General features: G+C 63.9%; 25 protein-coding genes. 13 read left to right on the top strand and 12 right to left on the bottom strand.

All coding sequences use genetic code 11. From position 1 onward, the window contains the following. Nucleotides 1-71: 71 nt before the first annotated feature. Genes NKI32_RS00425 through NKI32_RS00415 form a run of 3 tightly spaced genes read right to left on the bottom strand, consistent with a single transcriptional unit; the run spans nt 72 to nt 2567 of the window. Nucleotides 72-1109 (bottom strand): zinc-binding dehydrogenase, encoded by a 1038-nt coding sequence (locus NKI32_RS00425; RefSeq protein WP_352624713.1) that lies wholly within the window; start codon nt 1107-1109, stop codon nt 72-74. Between the two features lie 11 nt (nt 1110-1120). Further along, nucleotides 1121-1423, bottom strand: coding sequence for a zinc-binding dehydrogenase (locus NKI32_RS00420; RefSeq protein WP_352463104.1), 303 nt, complete (start codon nt 1421-1423; stop codon nt 1121-1123). Beyond that, nucleotides 1326-2567 carry an acyl-CoA dehydrogenase family protein gene (locus NKI32_RS00415; protein WP_352624715.1) on the bottom strand — a complete coding sequence of 414 codons (1242 nt, stop codon included), beginning with the start codon at nt 2565-2567 and terminating at the stop codon, nt 1326-1328. Before NKI32_RS00415 ends, NKI32_RS00420 begins: the two co-directional genes overlap by 98 nt. Before the next feature lie 116 nt (nt 2568-2683). Here NKI32_RS00415 and NKI32_RS00410 point away from each other — a divergent pair, with 116 nt between their 5' ends. Genes NKI32_RS00410 through NKI32_RS00400 form a run of 3 tightly spaced genes read left to right on the top strand, consistent with a single transcriptional unit; the run spans nt 2684 to nt 5042 of the window. Next, nucleotides 2684-3499 (top strand): SDR family oxidoreductase, encoded by an 816-nt coding sequence (locus NKI32_RS00410; RefSeq protein WP_352624717.1) that lies wholly within the window; start codon nt 2684-2686, stop codon nt 3497-3499. After that, complete coding sequence (locus tag NKI32_RS00405; RefSeq protein WP_280790513.1) at nt 3496-4011, top strand: MaoC family dehydratase; 516 nt, start codon at nt 3496-3498, stop codon at nt 4009-4011. The genes NKI32_RS00410 and NKI32_RS00405 overlap by 4 nt, the downstream gene beginning before the upstream one ends. Continuing rightward, complete coding sequence (locus NKI32_RS00400) at nt 4008-5042, top strand: phosphotransferase (RefSeq protein WP_352624719.1); 1035 nt, start codon at nt 4008-4010, stop codon at nt 5040-5042. Before NKI32_RS00405 ends, NKI32_RS00400 begins: the two co-directional genes overlap by 4 nt. Nucleotides 5043-5288: 246 nt before the next feature. Here the strand turns inward: NKI32_RS00400 and NKI32_RS00395 are convergent, their stop codons facing one another. Then, a complete protein-coding gene (locus NKI32_RS00395; protein ID WP_353001497.1) occupies nt 5289-6125 on the bottom strand; it encodes a hypothetical protein in 837 nt (278 codons plus the stop codon). Nucleotides 6126-6238: 113 nt separating this feature from the next. Between NKI32_RS00395 and NKI32_RS00390 the strand changes: the two genes are divergently transcribed. Together NKI32_RS00390 and NKI32_RS00385 are read left to right on the top strand one after the other, a co-directional pair. After that, nucleotides 6239-6883 carry a TetR/AcrR family transcriptional regulator gene (locus tag NKI32_RS00390; RefSeq protein ID WP_353001495.1) on the top strand — a complete coding sequence of 215 codons (645 nt, stop codon included), beginning with the start codon at nt 6239-6241 and terminating at the stop codon, nt 6881-6883. Nucleotides 6884-7069: 186 nt separating this feature from the next. Further along, complete coding sequence (locus tag NKI32_RS00385) at nt 7070-7297, top strand: DUF680 domain-containing protein (protein WP_353001493.1); 228 nt, start codon at nt 7070-7072, stop codon at nt 7295-7297. Between the two features lie 139 nt (nt 7298-7436). Here NKI32_RS00385 and NKI32_RS00380 read toward each other — a convergent pair whose 3' ends face one another. The 6 genes from NKI32_RS00380 to NKI32_RS00355 are packed head-to-tail and all read right to left on the bottom strand — an operon-like array spanning nt 7437 to nt 13286. After that, on the bottom strand, nt 7437-7667 hold the full coding sequence (locus NKI32_RS00380) for a hypothetical protein (protein WP_023691851.1): 231 nt from the start codon (nt 7665-7667) through the stop codon (nt 7437-7439). A 52-nt stretch (nt 7668-7719) separates the two neighbouring features. Further along, on the bottom strand, nt 7720-8304 hold the full coding sequence (locus NKI32_RS00375) for a sarcosine oxidase subunit gamma (protein WP_353001491.1): 585 nt from the start codon (nt 8302-8304) through the stop codon (nt 7720-7722). Continuing rightward, on the bottom strand, nt 8297-11290 hold the full coding sequence (locus NKI32_RS00370; RefSeq protein WP_353001489.1) for a sarcosine oxidase subunit alpha: 2994 nt from the start codon (nt 11288-11290) through the stop codon (nt 8297-8299). The genes NKI32_RS00375 and NKI32_RS00370 overlap by 8 nt, the downstream gene beginning before the upstream one ends. Then, a complete protein-coding gene (locus NKI32_RS00365; RefSeq protein WP_023683197.1) occupies nt 11287-11598 on the bottom strand; it encodes a sarcosine oxidase subunit delta in 312 nt (103 codons plus the stop codon). The genes NKI32_RS00370 and NKI32_RS00365 overlap by 4 nt, the downstream gene beginning before the upstream one ends. Nucleotides 11599-11610: 12 nt before the next feature. Beyond that, nucleotides 11611-12033 (bottom strand): hypothetical protein, encoded by a 423-nt coding sequence (locus NKI32_RS00360; RefSeq protein WP_023700996.1) that lies wholly within the window; start codon nt 12031-12033, stop codon nt 11611-11613. Beyond that, nucleotides 12033-13286 carry a sarcosine oxidase subunit beta gene (locus NKI32_RS00355; RefSeq protein WP_023686460.1) on the bottom strand — a complete coding sequence of 418 codons (1254 nt, stop codon included), beginning with the start codon at nt 13284-13286 and terminating at the stop codon, nt 12033-12035. Before NKI32_RS00355 ends, NKI32_RS00360 begins: the two co-directional genes overlap by 1 nt. A 202-nt stretch (nt 13287-13488) precedes the next feature. Here NKI32_RS00355 and NKI32_RS00350 point away from each other — a divergent pair, with 202 nt between their 5' ends. The 8 genes from NKI32_RS00350 to NKI32_RS00315 all read left to right on the top strand — a co-directional run bounded on the left by NKI32_RS00350 (nt 13489) and on the right by NKI32_RS00315 (nt 19685). Beyond that, a complete protein-coding gene (locus tag NKI32_RS00350) occupies nt 13489-13857 on the top strand; it encodes a YrdB family protein (RefSeq protein WP_023671141.1) in 369 nt (122 codons plus the stop codon). Between the two features lie 134 nt (nt 13858-13991). Next, complete coding sequence (locus tag NKI32_RS00345; protein WP_023671140.1) at nt 13992-14750, top strand: SDR family oxidoreductase; 759 nt, start codon at nt 13992-13994, stop codon at nt 14748-14750. 105 nt (nt 14751-14855) lie between these two features. Continuing rightward, entirely contained in the window at nt 14856-15242 is a 387-nt protein-coding gene (locus tag NKI32_RS00340; RefSeq protein WP_023671139.1) for an SET domain-containing protein, read from the top strand. Between the two features lie 176 nt (nt 15243-15418). Then, entirely contained in the window at nt 15419-15697 is a 279-nt protein-coding gene (gene rpsU / locus NKI32_RS00335; RefSeq protein ID WP_023671138.1) for a 30S ribosomal protein S21, read from the top strand. A gap of 203 nt (nt 15698-15900) precedes the next feature. Next, on the top strand, nt 15901-16755 hold the full coding sequence (locus NKI32_RS00330; protein WP_353001487.1) for a tetratricopeptide repeat protein: 855 nt from the start codon (nt 15901-15903) through the stop codon (nt 16753-16755). A 257-nt stretch (nt 16756-17012) separates the two neighbouring features. Further along, nucleotides 17013-17486, top strand: coding sequence for a DUF992 domain-containing protein (locus NKI32_RS00325; RefSeq protein ID WP_353001485.1), 474 nt, complete (start codon nt 17013-17015; stop codon nt 17484-17486). An 89-nt stretch (nt 17487-17575) separates the two neighbouring features. Continuing rightward, complete coding sequence (locus tag NKI32_RS00320) at nt 17576-18055, top strand: DUF992 domain-containing protein (protein WP_023671135.1); 480 nt, start codon at nt 17576-17578, stop codon at nt 18053-18055. A gap of 193 nt (nt 18056-18248) precedes the next feature. Beyond that, nucleotides 18249-19685: an MFS transporter gene (locus NKI32_RS00315; protein WP_023820624.1), complete on the top strand. Its 1437-nt coding sequence runs from the start codon at nt 18249-18251 to the stop codon at nt 19683-19685. Between the two features lie 120 nt (nt 19686-19805). Here the strand turns inward: NKI32_RS00315 and coaBC are convergent, their stop codons facing one another. Together coaBC and ubiB are read right to left on the bottom strand one after the other, a co-directional pair. Continuing rightward, nucleotides 19806-21272, bottom strand: a complete 1467-nt coding sequence (coaBC, locus tag NKI32_RS00310; protein ID WP_353001482.1) for a bifunctional phosphopantothenoylcysteine decarboxylase/phosphopantothenate--cysteine ligase CoaBC — start codon at nt 21270-21272, stop codon at nt 19806-19808. Between the two features lie 67 nt (nt 21273-21339). Then, nucleotides 21340-22914: a 2-polyprenylphenol 6-hydroxylase gene (ubiB, locus tag NKI32_RS00305; RefSeq protein ID WP_353001479.1), complete on the bottom strand. Its 1575-nt coding sequence runs from the start codon at nt 22912-22914 to the stop codon at nt 21340-21342. Nucleotides 22915-22924: the final 10 nt, after the last annotated feature.

Below are 22924 nucleotides of genomic sequence, written 5' to 3'. Positions count from 1 at the left end.
AGACCCCCACCCCGACGAAAGAGCAAAATTGCTCTTTCGTCGACCCTCCCCACAAGGGGGAGGGTCGAAAGTCACGGCCTGATAAACACCTTCCCGTTCGGCTTGGCCAGCTCCGCCGGGACCTTCGCCATCGCCTCATCCAGCGGTAGCACCGCCGTCACGTCGGTCGACCAGCGCCCATCCGAAAAGCGCTTTTGTGCTTCCATGATCGCCGGGCCGCGCTTGTCGCGGAAGTGGCGCATCCATTCGACCAGCCAGAAGCCTTCAATGTGCTTGTGTTGGAAGATCATCTGGCCGGGCTCACGGATGACAGTGGTGTCCGGATCGAGCCGTCCATAGATGATCCAGCGCGAGCGCTTCGGCATGGCGTCGAAGATCGCCGAGGCCAGCGGCCCGGTCACGGCATCGAGGAAGATGCGCGGCTGCTCGGCCTTGACCACATCGCGTAGTGCTGCCTTGAAATCCGGCGCCTTCTCGTTGAGCACATGGGCAGCCCCGATCTCCTTCAACAGCGGAATCTGCTCGTCGCGGCGCACGGTGACGATCGGCCGGAACCCAGCCTCCTTGGCGAGACCCGCGATCAGCTTGCAAAGCTGGCTGGCGCCGGCGGTCATGATGAAGGCTTTTTCGCCCGTCTCCTTGACGATGTCGAACATGGCGAGCGCCGTGAGCGGGTTGACGATCATCGCCGCGCCATCCTCGTCGCGGACCGTGTCGAGCAGCGGAATGCAGCCGGCAGCTTCGGCAACTGCATAGTCCGCCCACGCGCCCCAATTGGTGACGCCTGTGGTGAAGGCGATGCGCTTGCCGATCAGGCTTTTCGCATAGGGCTCGTCGCCGCTGGCAACGACCGTGCCGACACCCTCGAAGCCGGCCGGCTGGCCCTTGGCGCGCGGCTGACCGTACTGGCCCTTGATGAACATGACGTCGGACGGGTTGATCGAGGCGAGGCTGACCTTGATCAGAACCTGGCTCGGTCCGGGCGTCGGCACGCCGATGCTGCCAAGCTTGAGATACGGCTCCATCGCCTCCAGCACGCTGCCGGAGGGCGTCCTGGTGTAGCCGTCGCCGGTCAGCAGCAGTGCTCTCATGTCTGAAGGTATCGGCATGGCGGGGCTCCTTAACGTTTGAGGATGAGCTTGCCGGATGCGCCACGGCCAAGCACGCGCGTCACCACGGCGGCGGCATCGGCCAGCGGATAAGTGCCTTCGATGGCCGGCCGAACCTTGCCGGCGAGATGCCAGCCGACCAGCTCCTTCAGATTGTCGGCATGGACGAGCTGGTCGAGCGGCGCGAAATCGCGGGCGATGAGGGTTTTCATCCACTCAGACCCTTTCCTGCGTGTATTTCCTGAGCTCCGTGCGCGCCACCTGCCGGCGGTGCACGGCGTCCGGCCCGTCGGCGAGGCGCAGGGTTCGCAGATGCGTCCATGAGCGTGCCAGCGGCGTGTCCTGGCTGATGCCTTGCGCGCCGAACATCTGCACTGCCTCGTCGGTGACCTTGAGCGCGACGCGCGGTGCGATGACCTTAATCTGGCTGATCCAGGGCGCGGCTGCGCGCGCATCGCCCTGGTCGATCATCCACGCCGCCTTGAGGCAGAGCAGCCGCGCCATCTCGATCTCCATGCGGCATTCGGCGATGATGTCGAAATTGGCGCCGAGCTTGGCCAAGGGCTGGCCGAAGGCCTCGCGGCGCACCGAGCGCTGGCACAGCAGCTCCAGCGCCATTTCGGCCTGGCCGATGGCGCGCATGCAATGGTGGATGCGGCCGGGGCCAAGCCGCCCCTGGGCGATCTCGAACCCCCTGCCCTCGCCGAGGATCAGGTTTCCGGCCGGCACCCGCACATTGTCGAAGCGAAGATGCATGTGGCCATGCGGCGCGTCGTCGTCGCCATAGACCTGCATCGGCCGCAGCTTGGTCACGCCCTTGGTGCCGGACGGCACCAAGATCATCGAGTGGCGGCGGTGCTGCGGATCGGCTTCGCCGCCGGTGCGGACCATGACGACATAGATGGCGCAGCGCGGATCGCCGGCGCCTGATGCCCACCATTTCTCGCCGTTCAGCACATAGTTTTCGCCCTGCCGTTTGCAGCGCATGGCGATGTTGGTGGCGTCGGAGGACGCAACGTCAGGCTCGGTCATCAGATAGGCCGAGCGGATCTTGCCCTCGAGCAGCGGCTCAAGCCATGCCTGCTTGTGGTCGTCCGAGCCGTAGCGCTCCAGCACCTCCATATTGCCGGTGTCGGGCGCCGAGCAGTTGAAGGTCTCGGCGCCGAGATGCGCCTTGCCCATCTCCTCGGCCAGATAGGCATATTCGACGGTTGACAGCCCATAGCCGCGCTCGGAGCCGGTCAGCCAGAAATTCCACAGGCCGCGCTCCTTGGCCGTTTTCTTCAACCCTTCGAGGATTTCGGTCTGCCGCGCGGTATAGACCCAGCGGTCGCCGCCCTTGCCGACCTCGCTCAAAAACTCATGATCGAGCGGCATGATCTCGTCGCGCACCATGGCGGCGACGCGGGCGTGGATCGGCTTCAGCCGCTCGGTCATGCCGAGATTCATGTCCGCCATCGGTCTCCAACCCTTTCACGCATCCAGGCACTTTACCCGTGGCAAGGATGACCGTACTTCGGATAGCCTTGTCAACGCGAACTCTTGCCGGGCGGCAAGGAAGAGGCGGAGGATCGATGAGCTATCTCGACGAGTTGTTCTCAGTGGTCGGCAAGACCGCGCTCGTGACGGGAGCCGCGACCGGCATCGGCCGCATGGTGGCGACCGCTTTGGTCCAAGCCGGCGCCACCGTGATGATCGCTTCGCGCAAGGGCGAGGATTGCATCAAGGTCGCCGCTGAGTTGAACGGGCTCGGCGGCTCCGGCAGTGCCGAAGGCTTTGCCGGTGACGTCTCGAGCGAAGCAGGCATTGCCGCGCTGGTCGGCGAGGTCAAGGCGCGCACCGAGAAGCTGCATATTCTGGTCAACAATGCCGGCATATCCTGGGGTGCCTCCCTGGAGGATTTTCCCTATAGCGGCTGGGCCAAGGTGTTCGCCGTCAACGTCACCGCCGTCTTCCATCTGACGCGCGAATTGCTGCCGCTGCTGGAAGCTGCGGCCAGCGATGCCGATCCGGCCCGCGTCATCAATCTGGGCTCGGTGATGGGCACGCAGCCGCTGGCCGACGATGCCTATTCCTACACGGCCTCCAAAGGCGCCGTTCACCACCTGACGCGCACGCTGGCGATCGAGCTCGCGGCGCGGCGCATCACCGTCAACGCCTTTGCGCCCGGCCCCTTCCAGAGCCGGATGACCGCCTTTGCCACCGGCACCGAAGAAAAGGCCAGACATGTCGGCAGCCATGTCCCCATCGGCCGTATCGGCGTGGCGGATGACATCGGCGGCGCAACGCTCTATTTGTGCAGCCGTGCCGGTTCCTATGTCACCGGCGCCATCCTGCCGATCGACGGCGGGCAGTCGGTGCAGCATGGGCTGACATTGTTCAAGGAATGAGCCGCGGTCGGCGGCAAGGGGAGGACACCGCAGTGGAACCGATCAGTCTCGATGTGCTTCTGGCCAGCGTCGGCAAGGAAGTCGGCGTCTCGCCATGGCGCGAGGTCACACAGACCATGATCGACCAGTTCGCCGACGCCACCGACGACCACCAGTTCATCCATTGCGACCCCGAGCGGGCCAAAAACGAGACGCCGTTCGGCGGCACCATCGCGCATGGCTTCCTGTCGTTGTCGCTGCTCTCGGCGATGACCTTCGAGACCATGCCGCCGCTGGAAAAGGGCAAGATGGGCGTCAACCACGGTTTCGATTCGCTGCGCTTCCTGGCGCCGGTGAAGACCGGCGCGCGCATCCGCACCCGCTTCGTGCTGGCCGACGTCAAGGTCAGGCCGTCGGGCTGGGTGCAGACGGCGCATGACGTGACCATCGAGATCGAAGGCTCGAAGAAGCCGGCGCTGACGGCGCGCTGGCTGACGCTGACGCTGATCGAGCGTGAGCCGGAGACCGCATGAGCGGCGACGCCAACGCGCTGGACCAGACGGCACTAGCGCCCTATCTCGAGGCGCACATCCCGGGATTTGCCGGGCTTCATTCCATCGAAAAATTCAAATCCGGCCAGTCGAACCCGACCTATCTGCTGACCGCGGCCAGCGGCCGCTATGTCCTGCGCGCCAAGCCGCCGGGCCAGTTGCTGAAATCGGCGCATCAGGTCGACCGCGAATTCACGGTCATGAAGGCGCTGGCCGGCACCGCCGTGCCGGTGCCGGCGATGCTGCATCTGTCGGCGGAGGCGACGCCGATCGGCCGCATGTTCTACGTCATGGATTTTCTCGACGGCCGCATCTTCTGGGATCCGGCAGTGCCGGAGGCCGCTGGCAACGATGAGCGCGCCACCCTCTACGATGCTATGAACGCCACGCTGGCGGCCCTGCACGATGTCGATGTCGAGGCGGTCGGGCTCGGCGATTTCGGCAAACCCGGCAATTACTTCGAACGCCAGCTGGCACGCTGGACCAGCCAGTACCGCGCCTCGGAGACCGGCACGGTCGCCGACATGGACCGGCTGATCGCCTGGCTGGAGACGCATACGCCGGCCGATGACGGCCGGATATCCCTCGTGCATGGCGACTACCGGCTGGACAACATGATCTTCGCAGCCAGTGAGCCGAAAGTGCTGGCGGTGCTCGACTGGGAACTGTCGACACTCGGCGATCCCTTCGCCGACATCGCCTATCAATGCATGCAATGGCGCCTGCCGCACGCCTCGGGCTTTCGCGGTCTTGGCGGCGTCGACCGCGCCGCCCTCGGCCTGCCCTTGGAGGAAGCCTATGTCGCGGCGTATTGCCGTCGGCGCGGGCTGGCCGGCATCGACAATTGGAGCTTCTTCCTCGCCTTCTCCTTCTTCCGCCTGGCGGCCATCTGTCAGGGCGTCTACAAGCGGGCGCTCGACGGCAACGCCTCCAATCCCGAAAAGGCCAGGACCTATGGCGAAGCGGTGAAGCTGCTGTCGCACCTTGCCGCCAAGCTGATCGACCGAACCTGACTCGACAATGAGATATTGTGGTCGGCGCGATTTGATGACAGATCGGATCAGTTCCGTTCCCCGACCGGGGAGCAAGCCCATACGGAGGTGGCAACCGGCCTGGAAACAGGACGCAAACCGATCACCGTCTGTACAAAGAGCATGATGCCGAAAGTGTGAAGCGGTTTTCGGACGACATCATGCTCTATCAATTTGATTAGACCCGGATTCAGATTTCAGGTCAATTCGACCTGAAATCATCCTGCTCTAGCGCGCATCGCTGGAAATGAACTTCATGTGCCGGCTGACTTGCAGGGCGATGTAGACGACCAGCGAGCATCCGATCGGAAACACGATCTCAATGAGGCCGGTGGCGACAGCCTGCGGCAATGCCAGCGCAATGTCCTTGGCTGCGGCAGTCTCGATCGTTAGCGCCGTGATCCCGCCGCCGAACACCGCGCCGGCCAAGGCACCCGCCAGCATGAAATGCAGCGAGCGAGGTTCTTCCTTGGATGCCAGCGAAGCCAGCATCCAGCCCAGCAAACCATACTCGATCGCCCGCAACATACCGAGCGTGGTGAGCGACAGGATCACGGGCTTTGCCGATACATCAAGCGCGCTCACCATCACCTTTTGCGTACCTTTGGCGATGCCCATGGCCAGCGGCCCCGAGATCATGGCGATAAGGCCGCCAAGCGAGGCTCGCACCTTGGTGATCGCCGTGCCGAGGCTGACGCCGGCGCAGACGAAGAATGACCAGGTCACGCCTTGCGCCAAGTCTATCAGAACCTGGGTTGGCGCCGGGTGCGAACCTGCCGCAAATCCGGCAGTCAAGATAAGCGCTTCCATGGCGAAGCCGATTGCGATCGCCAGCCATGCGACTATCACGACCCGCCTGAGCGCTAGCCTTGCGCCATGAGAAAGTGGATGTGCGCCCGGCAGCCCGGACGAAAGCTCTATCGCAGCCATAGAGGCCCCCCAAAACCGAAATTTCTTGCAGAGCCGCCAAATAGGCTTTGTTTGTAACAGTCCGATGTTGCCTGCGTGCGCCCAGGGTACACATGCTGTGACATAGATGCTGGCGAAATGGACCAGAACGGGCACGACTATTCGAGAGAAAGCTTGAGGTCGCCTTTTGATGCCCCTGACAGCGCCCTTGCCCGTTTCCGTACAGCGTATATATTTAGTCATGCACAACCAACCAAAGGCACCGGATCTTGCCACTGAGCGTCCAGAAACGCCGCGAGAAACAAAAGGCCGAACTGCGTTCCGAACTGCTCGACGCAGCCCACAAGCTCGTCAAGGAAGAGGGCTATGAAGGCCTGACCATTCGCAAGTTGGCCAAGCGGGTCGGCTATGCTCCGATGTCGGTCTATTCCTACTTCGCCGACAAGCAAGACATCCTGTTTGCGCTGGCCGAGGATGCCTTCGAAACACTTGCCCGCCGCATCGAGGAGCATCCTTCCGACGATCCGATCGAGGCCTTGCGTGCGGTGATGACCGAATATGCTGCCTTCGGGCTCGGCAATCCCAACGAATACCGCACCGTGTTCATGACCGAAAAGACCAAGCTGCCGGAAGGCAGAAGCAATGAGGACATGGAAGATGCCAACCCGGCGATGAAAGCGCTGATATCCAGGGTCGAGGCCTGCGTTGCTGCAGGCAAGCTGCAGGGCGATCCGCGCGCCATCGCCACCATGCTTTGGGCAGTCGGCCACGGCACCATCTCGCTTTTGATCACGTTCCCGTTCTACCCCTTCGGCGATCCACAGGCTTTCGTGACGCGGATGTGCGATTTCACACTCGCCACGCTCAGCACCCAGAATGTGCCGCCGCTGACCGAGACCCCGGTCGTCTGCTGAGCATCCCCGCCCCTCCAATTCAACGTCCGGCCTGACAGCTTCGGCTGTGTCAGTGCGCCGCAATTTTCGGCGTTCAAAAAGATTTTTCGTACGCGTACGTTTTCCGACTTGAAAACCCATCTCGGTGGACGTATGTGTACGTTGTATCGTACATGTACGAAAAAAATTTAACCGATGGAGACAGACATGAACAAGACCCTTCTCGCTCTCGCCACCGTGCTGGCTCTCTCCGGCTCGGCTTTCGCCGCCAACAACACACACTCGACCAAGCAGGCCGCCACCTGCGTCGACACCACGACCAATGCCAAGCTCGATTGCGCCGTGACCGGCTCGATCGAAAAGTCCGACGTCAAGGCCAAGAGCCCGCGTCTCGGCATCGAGATCAACCCATGGATCGTGCCGAGCACGTTCTAAGTTGATCGGGCTCGACCACAGCACAACGATTAATTTAAGGGCGGCAGGATAATCCCGGCCGCCCGTTTTTTCCTCAGCGCCCCATTTCCTCAGCGCAAGCCGGCTTTTCCTGAGTTCAAACCTGGCGTAGCCGAACGGGTTATTTCTTGCGCGGTTTGCGACCCGGCACCGTCTTGGCCTTGCCGGGTCTTGCCGGCGCGCCTGGGATGGCGGTCGAGGTGATCGACACCGGATCGCTGGCCGGAAACGTGTCCTCGAGGCCTTCCTCGAGTTCCTCTTCTTCGGCAGTCACCTCGTGATGCTGCTCATGTTCGAGTGAGCGCACGGCGGACGTCTTGCCAGCTGACTTCGGCGGCGCTTTCGACGGCATCGTATGTTCTCCCTGATGGGGGAAGCAGAACGGCTTGACCCGTCAAACGTTCCTACGCCGCCGCGTCGCTGGCTGCTTCCGACAGGAAAGTAAAGACATAGTCCGAGAAGGAACGCCAGCACTCGACCCAGAAAGCGTCGGCTGCCGTGCGCAACAGCAGGATTTCGCACTTGCCGAGAATGGTGCGCGACGCCGCGCCCACCGGAAAAGCCTCGAGCGACAAATCCTGCGGGCAGCCTGCATTGATCGCGGCGGCAGCCGCCGGGCCGGTGACGGCGAAGGCGACGTTGCGGTGCGAGATGCCGACCGCCGAATGCAATGCGGCAACCCCAGCACAATCGTCCAGCGGATCCTTGCCGGCCTCGTCGATGACCAGCCACTCGTCAGGGCCGAGCCACAGCGCCGTGCGGCCAGCCTTGGCCGCCGAAGTTTTCGGCTGCTTCGGCAAGGTCAGGCCGAGCGCCTTCGACAGCGCCGCGACGGAAGCCTCCGGCGCGCGCAGCGACATGCGCTCCGCCGGCGGCAGCACCTCGACCTTGACATCCGTTGCGGAAACGACGCGTCCAGCCAGGGCCGGGCGGCGCTCGACCGACGGCGCTGCAGCTGGGGCCGTCTTCTTTGCAGCAGCCTTAGCCATTGAGGCGCCCTCCCGTCTCGTCGAAGAACACCATGCCGGTAACCTCCACTTCGATCACCCCGTTCGGCATCGGCACATAGAGCGTGTCGCCCATCCGGTCGCGGCCGCCGGCAACCAGCGCCAGCGCGATCGAGCGACCGCAATTTTCCGACCAGTAGCTGGATGTGACGTGACCGATCATCTTCATCGGGATCGCCTGCTTCGGATCAGCGACGATCTGCGCGCCTTCCTCAAGCACCACTTTCGGGTCCTTGGTCTTCAAGCCGACCAGTTGCTTGCGGCCCTTGGCGACAAGGTCGGGCCGCGTCAGGCCGCGGATGCCGACGAAGTCGGTCTTCTTCTTGCCGACCGCCCAGTCGAGCCCGGCATCGTTCGGCGTCACCGTGCCGTCCGTGTCCTGGCCGACGATGATGTAGCCCTTTTCGGCGCGCAGCACGTGCATCGCCTCGGTGCCGTAAGCAGTCGCGCCATGCTTTTGGCCTTCGGCCCACAGCGCCTCCCAGACAGCCTGGCCGTGATCGGCCGGCACGTTGACTTCAAAACCGCGCTCGCCGGTGAACGACATGCGAAACAGCCTGGTCGGCACGCCGCTGATCTTGCCTTCGCGCACGGACATATGCGGCAGCGCCTCGTCGGACATGTCGATGCCTTCGACCAAAGGCGCGATGATGTCGCGCGACTTCGGCCCCTGCACGGCGATGACCGCCCACTGTTCGGTGATCGAGGTCAGCCAGACGTTCAGATGCGGGAACTCGGTCTGGAGATAATCCTCCATATGGTTCATGACGCGCGGCGCGCCACCCGTTGTCGTCGTCACATGGAAACGATCCGGCGCCATTCGGCCGACGACGCCGTCATCATAGATGAAGCCGTCCTCGCGCAGCATGATACCATAGCGGCAGCGGCCGGGCTCAAGCTTCTCCCATGGATTGGTATAGAGCAGTTCCATGAACCTGGCCGCATCCGGTCCGACCACTTCGATCTTGCCCAGCGTCGAGGCATCGAACAGGCCGGCATTGGTGCGCACAGCGACGCATTCGCGGTCGACCGCCTTGTGCATGTCCTCGCCGGGTTTGGGGAAATACCAGGCGCGCTTCCACTGGCCGACATCCTCGAACACCGCGCCTTGCGCTTGCGCCCAGGGATGGATCGCGGTCTTGCGTGTCGGGTCGAACAGCGGACCGCGCGAATGGCTGACGATCGCGCCGAAAGTGACAGGCGTATAGGGCGCGCGGAATGTGGTCAGCCCGACCTCGGGGATCGGCTTGCCAAGCGTCTCGGCGGCAATCGCAAGGCCGTGCATGTTGGACGTCTTGCCCTGGTCGGTCGCCATGCCGTTGGTGGTGAAGCGCTTGACGTGCTCGATCGAGCGCATGCCTTCATGCACCGCCTGGCGGATGTCCTTGGCGGTGACGTCGTTCTGAAAATCGACGAAGGCCTTGACCGTCTTGTCCGGCCCGGCGCCGGGCGCCGCGCCCAGCATGCCGCGCGACCAGCTTTCCGACGCGTCGACCTTCGGCTTTACGCCCTTGGCCACTTTGCCGCCCGCATCCTTCGCCGCCTTTGCGCCGGCCGCATAGGCCTCATCGATCGACGCCGAGAGCCCATCCGTACCGTTGCAGGCGCCGACCGAAACGCAGTCCTGCGCATAGATGCCCGGCACGAAGCGCTTGGTCTCGTCATTGAAGGCGACCTTGCCGCGCGACTGTGAGAACAGATGCACCGACGGCGTCCAGCCGGCCGACATCAGGATGGCGTCGACCGGAATGGTGCGCTCGCCGCCCCCATTCTTCGGCTGCACCGTCATCGAGGTCACGCGCAACTTGCCGCCGGCGCGGATCACCGCGCGGCCGAAATTGACCTCGATCCCGAGCGCCCTCGCCTCGTCGATCACAGGTCCGGTCGGATGGTCGCGCAGGTCGACGATCGCCGCCACGTTGACGCCGGCCTTCTTCAGGTCGATCGCGGCGGAGTAGGCCGAGTCATTTGCGGTGTAGACGCCGACATTTTTGCCGACCGCGACACCGTACTGGTTGAGATAAGTCCGCGCCGCCGAGGCCAGCATGATGCCGGGCCGGTCATTGTCGGCAAACACCATATGGCGTTCGATGGCGCCGGTCGCCAGCACCACGCGCTTGGCGCGTACCTGCCATAGGCGCTCGCGCGGCAAATCGTGGCCGGGGTTTTGCAGATGGTCGCTGACCCGCTCGACCAGGCCGACGAAGTTCTGCGCGTAGTAGCCGAACGCCGTCGTCCGCGACAAAACGCGGACATTGTCCAGGGCGGTGAGCTTGGCCACCGCGCCTTGCGCCCAGGCATAACCGTCCTGGCCGTCGATCTTCGCCCCGCTCTCGAAGCGCAGGCTGCCGCCGAAGCTGGCCTGTTCATCGGCGAGGATGACACGCGCGCCGGTTTCGGCAGCGGCGAGCGCTGCCGCAATGCCGGCCGCACCGCCGCCTAGCACCAGTACGTCGCAATGCGCATAGCGCGACGAATAATGGTCGGGATCTGGCTTGTCAGGCGAAACGCCGAGGCCGGCCGCGGCGCGGATCTTCGGCTCGTAGAGGCTCTTCCAGGCCGCCTTCGGCCACATGAAGGTCTTGTAGTAGAAACCGGCCGAAAACAGCGGCGATGCAATGTCGTTGACCGCGCCGACGTCGAAGGCGAGCGACGGCCAGCGGTTTTGCGAGTTGGCGACGAGCCCGTCATAGAGCTCCTGCACCGTGGCGCGGATGTTGGGCGCCTTGCGTGCCGCGTCGCGCTTGACCTCGACCAGCGCGTTGGGCTCTTCCGCTCCGGCCGACAGGAAGCCGCGCGGACGGTGATACTTGAACGAACGTCCCACCAAATGCACGCCATTGGCAAGCAGCGCCGAGGCCAGCGTGTCGCCTTCGATGCCGGTGTAAGACTGGCCGTCGAAAGAGAACCGCGCGGTCTTCGCCTGGCTGAGACGGCCGGCGCTCGGAATGCGGAACGCGCCGCTCATTTGGAAGCCATTTCGTTGGAGTTTTTGGGCAGCTTGGACGGTTTCGGCTCGCCGGCTTTGTAAGTCATGACGAACTTGTCGGTGACGGTGTCGCGCACCGCATTGAAGAAGCGTGCGCAGCCATGGATGTGGCGCCAGCGCTCATAGATGATGCCCTTGGGGTTCGAGCGGATGAAGAAGAACTTTTCAAAATCGTCGTCGCTCTCGCCCGCCATGTTGGCCGAACGCGCAATATGCGCCTCGCCGGCGTTACGGAACTCGAGCTCCGGGCGCTCTTCCTCGCAATAGGGGCAGCGGATGAGAAGCATTATCGTTCGTTCCTACAATTCGCCGTGGCCGACATGCGCGCCGGCCGGTTGGTTGCAAAGCCTCTGGCCCATCGCAGCAAAAGGCGCGACGAGCCGAATGCGCTCCTCTACACTTGCGGCGGGGCGAAACAGCTCGCGATACGCCATGTTGCCGATCGTGAGCTGAAACGGATCGGTCGTCACGATGACGCTGCGCGCATCGAATGTGTCGTCCTCGCCGAGATCGGAGGGCCTGTTCTCCATGAAGATGACCACCTTCTGGCCACCGCTCCACACGCATGCCAGAATGCCGGCGTCGATCGAAAACGGCCAATCGGCTTCGTTGCCGGCGCGGCTGATCGGCTGCGTCCGCACTTCGTCCGGTGACGGAAAGTGGAACAGGTCCTGCTCCCCCGCCAGCACCAGCGGCACCGCTACAGCCAACTCCACCATCATCAGTGCGCCACCGCCGCCGCCGCTGCCTCGTCGATGAGGCGGCCGGTACGGAAGCGCTCGATGGTGAAGGGCGCGTTGATAGGATGCGGATCGTCCTTGGCAATCGTGTGGGCAAAGACATGGCCTGAGCCGGGCGTTGCCTTGAAGCCGCCCGTGCCCCAGCCGCAATTGACGTAGAGGCCTGATACCGGCGTCTTGGCCAGGATCGGCGAACGGTCGGGCGTCACGTCGACGATGCCGCCCCACGAGCGCAGCATCTTCATGCGGGTGAAGATCGGGAACATCTCGCAGATGGCGTCCAGCGTATGCTGCAAAATGTGCAGGCCGCCGGTCTGCGAATAGGAGACATACTGGTCGGTGCCGGCGCCGATCACCAGCTCGCCCTTGTCGGACTGCGAGATGTAGGCGTGCACCGTGTTCGACATCACCACGCAAGGCACCACCGGCTTGACCGGCTCCGACACCAGCGCCTGCAGCGGATAGCTTTCCAGCGGCATGCGCACGCCCGCCATGTTCATGATCACCGAGGAGTGGCCTGCAGCCACCACGCCGACCTTCTTGGCGCCGATGAAGCCGCGCGTCGTGTCGACGCCCATGACCGCGCCATTGGCCGCCCGCTTGACGCCGGTGACCTCGCAATTCTGGATGATGTGCACGCCGCGCGCCGAAGCGCCGCGCGCATAGCCCCAGGCCACCGCATCGTGACGCGCCGTGCCGCCTCGCCGCTGCAAGGCGGCGCCGACGACGGGATAGCGCGCCTGCCTGGAAATGTTGAGCGGCGGGCAGAATTCCTTCGCCTGCTCAGGCGTCAGCCATTCATTGTCGATGCCATTGAGACGGTTGGCATGGACATGGCGCTTCAGCACCTGGATGTCGTGCACATTGTGCGCCAGCATCATGACGCCGCGCGCCGAATACATGACGTTGTAGTTGAGTTCCTGGGAGAGCCCATCCCACAGCTTCAGCGCATGGTCGTAAATGCCGGCGCTCTCGTCGTAAAGGTAGTTGGAACGGATGATGGTGGTGTTGCGCCCGGTGTTGCCGCCGCCTAGCCAGCCCTTTTCCAGCACCGCGACATTGGTGATGCCGTGCACGGTGGCGAGATAGTAGGCGGTGGCCAGGCCATGACCGCCGGCGCCGACGATGATGACGTCATATTCCTTCTTCGGCTCCGGCGAGGACCATTGTTCCTCCCAGCCCTTGTGGCCGCGCATGGCCTCGCGGGCGATGGCGAATACCGAATATTTTTTCAACGTTCCAGCCTCGCAAATGGCGATGGGGTATTTTACGCAGCCCCGGCGCGCGAGGTGTATCACTAGCGAAACGGCGCTTCCACCCTTGCGCTGTTTGCGACGGCGCTTGCCGTTTTGCGCCGCGGTGGAAAAGACCTGCCCGGGCTGGCAGGCATGGCTGCGTTCGGACACACTGGCGATCGCGAGACTCTGGAGGACGAATATGGGCAACGCCTGGTGGAATCTAACCTTGCGTTTCCTGCTGGAACTTGCCGCCTTGCTTGGCCTCGGCTTTGCCGGCTGGAGCCTCTCCGGCGGATGGTGGCGCTGGCTCTTCGCCTTGGCCTTGCCGTTCATTGCAGCTGCGCTGTGGGGAACCTTCGCGGTGCGCGGCGATCCGAGCCGGTCCGGACGCGCGCCGGTTCCTGTACCAGGCGCAGTCAGGCTGGTGCTTGAACTGGCCATCCTGTTTGGCGGTGCAGCCGGATTCTATGCCGCCGGTCACACGACTACGGGCGTTGTCATCACGCTGCTCATCGCCATCAGCTACGCATTTTCGCTCGATCGCCTCGGCTGGCTGTTGAAGCAATAGTCCGGCGCGCGGCGCTTGTGCCGCTGCGAAGCCATTCAGCAAGTCGAGCACGTATCGGGTGGCTAGCACCGTCCCGAACTGCGATCAACATCCCGGTTGCCGGCACAGCCGGCGCGATGAAAGGATGTAAAAAAATGTTCGCACTCACCAATAAAATAGCGATCGTCACCGGCGCCAGTTCCGGCATCGGCCGCGCCACCGCAAAACTCTTCGCCGAAGAAGGCGCCAGGGTCGTCATCGCCGCCCGCCGCCAGGCCGAACTCGATGCGCTGGTCGTCGAAATCGAGGACGCCGACGGCACGGCAGTCGCGCTTGCCGGCGATGTCCGCGACGAAGCCTATGCAAAAGCCCTCGTCGATCTCGCCGTCGAAAAATTCGGCGGGCTCGATATCGCCTTCAACAATGTCGGCTCCGTCGGAACGATGGGTCCGATTTCGGAACTGTCGCTGGACGGATGGCGCGAGACGCTCGACGCCAATCTGACCAGCGCCTTTCTCGGCGCGAAATACCAGGTGCCGGCGATGGTCGAACGCGGCGGCGGATCGCTGATCTTCACCTCGACCTTCGTCGGTCACACAGTCGGCATGCCGGGCATGACCAGCTATGCCGCGAGCAAGGCCGGACTGATCGGCCTGACGCAGGTACTGGCCGCCGAATACGGCCCCAGGGGCGTGCGGGTCAACGCGCTGATGCCGGGTGGCACCGACACCCCGTCGGCAACATTCAAGACGCCGGAATCACGCGCTTTCGTGGAAAACCTGCATGCCTTGAAACGTGTCGCTGTGCCTGAAGAGATCGCCCGCGCTGCGCTCTTCCTGGCATCGGATGCGTCGAGCTTCACCACAGGATCGGCGCTGTTTGCCGATGGCGGCGTCTCGATCACCCGGACGTGAAGCATTTCGCGGGTCATCGCCCGCGCCGATCAGCCATAGAACCCGAAACCGGACTTGCTTTTTCCACGCGATTTGGCGATTCGGTTTCGGGTGAGGAGGACGGACATGCTGCTGATCAGGACCTATGTCGCCCAGAGCGCAATCGAAGGCGTCGGCGTGTTCGCCGCCGAGCCGATCAGGAAGGGCGCCTCGATATGGCGGCTCGATCCGGATTTCGACCGGCTGATCCCGATGGACAAATACGAGGCGGCGCCGCCGCACCTCAAGGAATTGCTCGACCGCTATGCCTATCCGAGCCCCGACCGTCCCGGCTTCATGGTCTATGAAGTCGATAATGGCCGCTTCATGAACCACGCCGAGCGGCCGAACACGGATTTTTCGCAATATGGCGGCGCCACCGCCACTCGAGATATATCAGCCGGCGAGGAAATTACCTGCGATTACGGCGAATTCTTCGAGGATTTCGCACGGCTCCATCTGGCCAGCGCCTAGTTGGCGCCCTATCTCGGGGCTGCCGTGGCAAATTGGCGGTTGTCCTTCATTTCCAGTGTGGACAGCGCGGCCTGATTCTGCTATCAGCCGCCACAATTCGTGGTGTAAAGCGCCGCGGAGGCATGTGGCTATGGTCACTTGCCTGTTGATATCAAACCCGAAAGACAGGATTGCCCGTGCAGGTACTCGTCCGCGACAATAACGTTGATCAGGCGCTTCGCGCTCTCAAGAAGAAGATGCAGCGCGAAGGCATTTTCCGCGAAATGAAGATGCGCGGCCATTACGAGAAGCCTTCCGAGAAGCGCGCCCGTGAAAAGGCCGAAGCCGTTCGCCGCGCCCGCAAGCTGGCCCGCAAGCGCGCCCAGCGCGAAGGCCTGCTGCCGATGACGCCGCGCCCGGTTGCTGCCGGCGCCGCCGGTGGTCCTGGTGGTGCTCCGCGTCCGCCGCGGTTCTGACGCCAATTTTTCGTCCTTTTCGAAGGATACTCTGAGGTGGCGCGATGCGGAATCGCCGCCACCTTTTTGTTTGGAGCGCCGCCATTCTGTTGGAGGCCGTTCCCTTGAACGCGCAAACGGCGTTCTAGATTTTGTTACGACAATCTGTGACCCGGCCCGGAGGGGGACCTGGACGGCGCGGCTGAAGTGAGGACAGGGCAGACATGAACGCAATCGGCGTAGAGCGCAGAACCACAATGCGCGGTTTGGCCCTGGCGGCAGCCCTGATGTCCGGCCTGGTGCTGGCCGGTTGCCAGAGCGTTCCGACCGGCGAATTCAACAACATCGACAAGGCGCAAGGCTCGAGCGAGAACATCTCCTCGCTGTCGGCGGTGATCCAGCGCAATCCGCAGGATCCGGAAGGCTACAATGTGCGCGGCTCGGCCTATGGCCGTGGCGGCCAGTATCAGGCGGCACTGAAGGATTTCGACACCGCCATCCAGCTCAACCCGAATTTCTACCAGGCCTATTCGAACCGAGCGCTGATCCAGCGCTTCCTCGGCAACCAGGCGGCCGCCCTTGCCGACTACAACCGCTCGATCCAGATCAATGCAAATTATGACGCCGCCTATATCGGCCGCGGCAACCTTTATCGCAAGGCAGGCCAGACCCAGCAGGCCTTCAACGATTTCCAGAAGGCGATCCAGCTTGATACGACGGATGCCCGCGCCTACCACAATCGCGGCCTGATCTATCAAAGCCAAGGCCAGCACAAGTTTGCCATCGAGGATTTCTCGACCGCCATCTCGCTGGCGCCGGACGCCGCCGAACCCTATAACGGCCGCGGCCTCTCCTATCTCGCCATGAATGACGAGGACAACGCCTTCTCCGACTTCAACATGGCCATCAAACTCGACGGCAAGAACGCCGAAGCCTGGTCCAACCAGGCGCTGATCTACGAGCGCCGCGGCGACAAGGTCAAGGCCTCGAAGGCCTACCGCGAAGCCGCCCATCTCGACCCGACCTACCAGCCGGCCAAGGACGGCCTGTCGCGCACATCGGGCGCCACCGCCGGCTGAGATGCGGCCGCGCGCCGCCATCGGCGGCCTTTTATAACAACGTTCCATTCCTGATGCAGTGCGCCGCGTGAGCGGTTTCTCCCCGGGAAAGCGCAGAGCGCTTCCCCTTGAGATTGCGTATCCAGAAAACCCCACTATCACCCAATCTTAACCACCGGGGGCAAAGCGTTAACCCCTGCCTTGATCGCGCCAAGTTTTCAGCGGAACGCTCCGGGCCATTCAACCGTTGTTGAAGGCATTTTCGAAAGGACTGACCCATGATCAAGAAAATCATCTGTGCCGCGGCACTTGCCACGACGCTGCTTGCCGTTCCCGCCAGCGCCGGCAAGCTTCAGCTCGGCACGCTCGATTGCACCATCGACGGCGGCGTCGGTTACTTCATCACGTCGAACAAGGGCGTCGACTGCACGTTCCGCCCTTATCACCATGGGCCGTCCGAGAAATACACGGGGATGATCTCCAAGCTCGGCGTCGATCTCGGCCAGACGCATCAGGGCCAGCTGGTGTGGGCGGTTCTGGCCGCCACCCGCGGCCATGACGAGGGCGACCTTGCCGGCCATTATTACGGCGTCAACGCCGAGGCGAGCGTGGTGACCGGCGGCGGCGCCAATCTGCTGGTCGGCGGGCTGGACGGCGCCTTTGTGCTGGAGCCGCTCAGCGTCCAGGCGCAGACCGGCGTCAATGTAGCGGTCGCCGTGACCTCCCTGGAACTGATCCACTCGTTCAAATAAGCATCGGCAAATAAGGATCGACTGATCCCTCTACGCGCGGCGCGGAACAGGTTACTGTTTCGCGCCGCATGCTTTTTGGGGGATCCGCCGTGCTGAAACCAGCCATCGCCGCCGCTATCACCATCATCTGTACCGCCCAGGCCCAAGCGCAAGGCCAGGGTATCGAACTCGGTGTGCTCGATTGCGCCATCGGCGGCGGCACCGGCTTCATCTTCGGCTCCAGCAAGGATCTGAGCTGCACCTTCACGCCGGCCGACAAGAGCTTTTCGCCGGAAGCCTATTTCGGCGCCGTCAACAAATACGGGCTCGACATCGGCACCACCAAGCAGACCGTCATGCAATGGCTGGTGCTGACGCCGCTGAGGAACATCTATGCGCCCGGCGCGTTGGCCGGCGACTATATCGGCGCCAGCGCCGAAGTGACCGCGGCGGTCGGCGCCGGCGCCAATCTCCTGGTCGGCGGCTCCTCGCAGGCCTTCACCCTGCAGCCGCTCAGCCTGCAGACGCAGACCGGTATCAACATTGCGATCGGCGTCAGCCAGTTTCAGCTGCGCAGCATTGAGAACTGACCGGCGCATCAAGCGGAGAGGCTTCCGGCCAATCTCGACCGTTTGCACTTCGATAAAAAGCCACTTGAGCTCAACTGCGCTTGAGGTTTTACAACTCGCCTGACTGAAACAGCGCGCATGGCCCCGCCGGAAAGCCCGACTGGCTTCTGGCGCCATGCGCCGGCATCGAGATATGCAAAGGCAGGGTAAAAGAATGACTGGAATCACCAGCAACAAGGTCGACTGGCGGGCATTGTGGGCAAGCGGCGACCTCGCGCGCTTCTGCTTCATCAGCCTCGGCATCCTGCTGCACGCCACCAACGAGACGATGGTGGCGACGGTCATGCCGGCCATGGTCGGGGACCTCGCCGGTGTGCAGTTCGTCGGCTGGTCGCTGGCCGTCTACGAGCTCGGCGCCATTGTCGCCGGCGCAGCGGCCGGGCGGCTGGTCAGCTATGTCGCTCTACGCTCCAACGTCACGGTCGCCGCCCTGCTCTATGCCGTGGGCGCACTGATCTGCGCCACCGCGCCGTCCATGCCGGTGTTTCTTGGCGGCCGTCTGGTCGAGGGTCTCGGCGGCGGTGCGCTGGTGTCGCTGGCCTTCGTCTCGGTCGAGCGGCTGTTTAACCGCAGCATCTGGCCACAGCTGTTCGGCATCATGTCGGCGATCTGGGGCGTCGCCGCCTTCAGCGGCCCGATGCTCGGCGCGATCATGGTCGAGCTCCTGTCCTGGCGCTGGGCCTTCGGCGTCTTCGTGCTGGGTGGCATCGCCATGGCATCGGCAAGCTTCATCGTCCTGAACACGCCGGAAGCGACGAAGCCGCAAGCCGCCGCCGGCACCTCGCCGCCCTTCCCCTTTGCAGCACTTGGCTGCCTCGCCATCGCCGTCGTGCTGATCGCCACCGCAGGCGTCGACGTCGCCTTGCTTCGATCGTCGCTGCTGCTGGTCCTCGGCCTCGCCGGCCTGGCGCTGTTCGTTTTCGTCGACGCCATGAAGCCGCAATCGCGACTGTTCCCGTCGGGCCTGTTCTCATGGCGCTCGCCGGTCGGCAGCGGCATGACCATGGTTGCCGCCTTCTCGGTGGCGACGGTCTCTTTTTCCATCTACGGGCCGCTTCTGCTTACCACGCTGCACGGCATCCCGATCCTGACCACAGGCTACATCATCGCCGCCGAATCGATCGCCTGGTCAATCCTGTCGATCGCCGTCGCCAATGCGCCGCTGCAGCGCGAACGGCAGATCGTCGTCATCGGCGCGCTGATGATTGCAGCCGGCCTCGCCGGTTTCGCCTATGCCATCCCCGCCGGCTCGATCCCGGTGATCCTGCTCTGCGCTTTGTTGCAAGGCGGTGGCTTCGGCGTGTCATGGCCCTTCCTGACCCGCATCATCGTTGCCTCGGCCCGCGACGGCGAGCAGACGATCGCCTCGGCCGCCGTGCCGACCATGCAGCGCATCGGCTACGCCGTGGGCGCCGCCATGGCCGGCATCATCGCCAATGCCAGCGGCTTTTCGGACGGGCTGAACCGCGAGGCAGCAGCGCACGTCGCCGGCTGGCTGTACCTGGCCTTCGTGCCACTTGGCATTGTCGGTTGCCTGGCGGCGTTGAAGATGGCTTTGGCGGCACGCCGGCCGCAATTGGCGACAGGCTGAGGGCACGGCGGATCGAGAATTTGGCGACAGCATTCCGCCGGCGCTGTCGGCGTCAAATGCCCTCGGCCACAAGGCTGCCTGCAAGACCATGGCCTGCCCGATTGCGGAACCGGCGGCCGCTCAGGCTTGCAAACGCTCGGCGATGAACGCGGCGAGCCGCGCCGCCACCTCGTCCTTGCCCATCTCAGGCCATTCCTCGACACCGTCCTTCGAGACGATGCGCACCTTGTTGCGGTCGCCGCCCATGACGCCGGTGGGGCCGACGCCGCTTTCACGCGAGACATCGTTAGCGACAATGAAATCGGCGCCCTTCTTCTTCAGCTTGGCCTCGGCGTTGGCAATCAGGTCCTGCGTCTCGGCGGCGAAGCCGACAACCAGCCCCGGCCGTTGCCCTTGATGACCAACACTGGCGAGAATGTCGGGGTTTTCGATCATCTGCAGCGCCGGTGGGCCTTGGCCCGCCACCTTCTTGATCTTCTCGCCGGCCGTGCCAGCGGTGCGCCAGTCGGCGACGGCAGCTACGAAGACCGCGGCGTCCGCCGGCAACAATTGCTCGACGGCCGCTTTCATCTCGGCCGCGGTCTCCACATGCGTCGTCACAACGCCGGCCGGATCGGCAATGCTGACCGGACCGGAGACCAGGCGTACATCCGCGCCCAGTCTTGCCAGCGCTGCCGCAATCGCATGGCCCTGCTTGCCCGAAGAGCGGTTGGCGATGTAGCGCACCGGGTCGATCGGCTCATGCGTCGGCCCCGAGGTGACGATGATCCTGCGGCCGGCCAGCGGCTTCGGCCTGCTGTCGAGCAGTGCCTCGATCACTGCCACGATCTCCAGCGGCTCGGCCATGCGGCCCTCGCCCGCCTCGTTGCTTTCCGCCATCTCGCCCTTGGCCGGGCCGACGAAGGCGATGCCATCCTTGGCGAGCGTCGCCCGGTTGCGGCTCGTCGCGGCATGCGACCACATTTTCGGGTTCATCGCCGGCGCCATCAGCACCTTCTTGTCGGTGGCGAGCAGCACCGTCGAGGCCAGATCGTTGGCATGGCCGTTGGCGAGCTTGGCCATCAGATCGGCAGTGGCCGGCGCCACTACCAGAAGGTCGGCCTCGCGCGACAGGCGGATATGGCCGACATCGTGCTCGTCATTGCGGTCGAACAATTCGCTGAAGACATGGTCGGCCGAAAGCGCGCCGACCGAAAGCGTGGTGACGAACTCCTGCGCCGCCGATGTCATCACGACGCGCACCGCCGCACCGCGCTCGCGCAGCCGGCGGATCAGGTCCAGCGCCTTGTAGGCGGCGATGCCGCCGCCGATGATCAGCAGGATGCGCTTGCGGTCGAGGGTTTTGTGCGTTTTTGTGGATTGACCTCGCTCGGGCAGATCGATGTCAAAACCTCCATGAGGCTCAACCAAGCGGCGGATTGTTGCATAGAGGGTTTCGCTCTCGGGCATGCCGGCTTCCGCCGACAGCACGCTTTTGGCAAGCGCATCACGCGCCTCTTCCTCCATCGACACCCCGCGCGCCGCAGCGCGCTCACGCAATTTCTGCTTCACGTCGTCAGCTAGATTGCGGACAGTAATGGTGCCCATGACTTGCTCCGCGACATCAATAGCGCGACTGCAACGCTAGCACCACCGTTGCTAGCGTTGCAAGCGATCAGAGCAGCTTCCACGCGATGTAAACCAGCGTCAGCGCGATCACCCACAGCGCCAGCCGGCCCGAGCGGGTGTAACGGGCTTCGGCCTTGCCGATGGCGCGCGATGTCGCCTCGTCGAAGCGGAGGCCGTGCTCCGCCATAAAATCGATCTCGCGCGACAGCCGCTCGGTGCGGGCGGCAAGATCGGGCGCCTGGCGGGCCAGCGCCAGCAGCGCCTTGGCGCCGTCGCGCGCGTCCATCAGCAGGCCGCTCGGCCCGAGATTGCCGGCGATCCACTGGCCGACCACCGGCTCGGCCGTCTTCCACATGTTGAAGGCCGGGTCGAGCGTACGCGCGACGCCCTCCACCACCACCATGGTCTTCTGCAATAGGATCAGTTCCGACCGCGTGGCCATATCGAACAATTCGGTGACCTCGAACAGCAGCGTCAAAAGCTTGGCCATCGAAATGGTCTCGGCCGGCTGGCCGTGGATCGGCTCGCCGATGGCGCGGATCGCCTGCGCGAAAGCCGCGACATTGTGCTGGCGCGGCACGTAGCCGGCCTCGAAATGCACCTCGGCGACGCGCAGATAGTCGCGCGTGATGAAGCCGTAGAGGATTTCGGCGAGGAACCGGCGCTCCTTCTTGCCGAGCCGTCCGGCAATGCCGAGATCGACGGCGACGATATTGCCATTGGCCTCGACGAACAGATTGCCTGGATGCATGTCGGCATGGAAGAAGCCGTCCCGCAGCGTGTGACGCAGGAACGACTGGATCAGGTTGGTGGCGATCGCCTTCAGCTCGTGGCCCGCCGCAGCGAGGCCGGCGATGTCGTTCATCTTGACGCCGTCGACCCATTCCATGGTCAGCACATCGCGCCCGGTGCGCTCCCAGTCGACCGACGGCACGCGGAAGCCCGGGTCATCCTTGGTGTTTTCGCCAAGTTCCGAAAGCGCTGCCGCCTCGAGCCTCAGATCCATCTCGATCTTGGTGGTTTGCGCCAGCGTCTCGGTCACCTCGACGGGCCGCAGCCGGCGCGACGACGGGATGTATTTCTCCTGCAGCCGGGCGGCGAGGAAATAGCTTTCGAGGTCCTGGAAGAAGCGGCGGCGCACGCCAGGCCGGATCACCTTCACCGCCACCTTGGTATCGACACCGTCATGCATGGCCTGCGCGGGATGGACCTGGGCGATGGAGGCCGCCGCGACCGGCCCGCCGAACTGCGTATAGAGTTCGCCGATCTTGCGCCCGAGCGAGCCCTCGATCGCCGCCACCGCTTCCGCCTGCGAAAAAGTGTGCATCTTGTCCTGCAGCATGGCGAGGTCGAGCGCCATGTCGTTGCCGACGACATCGGGCCGCGTCGCCAGGAACTGGCCGAGCTTGACGTAGGAGGGTCCGAGCCGGACCACCGCCTTGGCCAGCCGGTCGCTGCGCTCATAAGCGAGTGCGCGGCGGCGGGTGAAGAGCCGGGCCATGCGCCAGCCGAATTTCGGCAGGCCGCCGAGTTCGTCGCCCGGCAAAGCTGCGATCACGCCTTCGCGAACCAGCACCCAGCCGGCCCGTGCGAGCCGAAAGGCGGCGCCGACGCTGCTCATCGCCTACCCT

Source organism: Mesorhizobium sp. M0761 (genome assembly GCF_040320205.1).
GTDB lineage: Bacteria > Pseudomonadota > Alphaproteobacteria > Rhizobiales > Rhizobiaceae > Mesorhizobium.
Note: the sequence above shows the minus strand (reverse complement) of the source record. Positions and strands in the feature narration are given on the sequence as shown.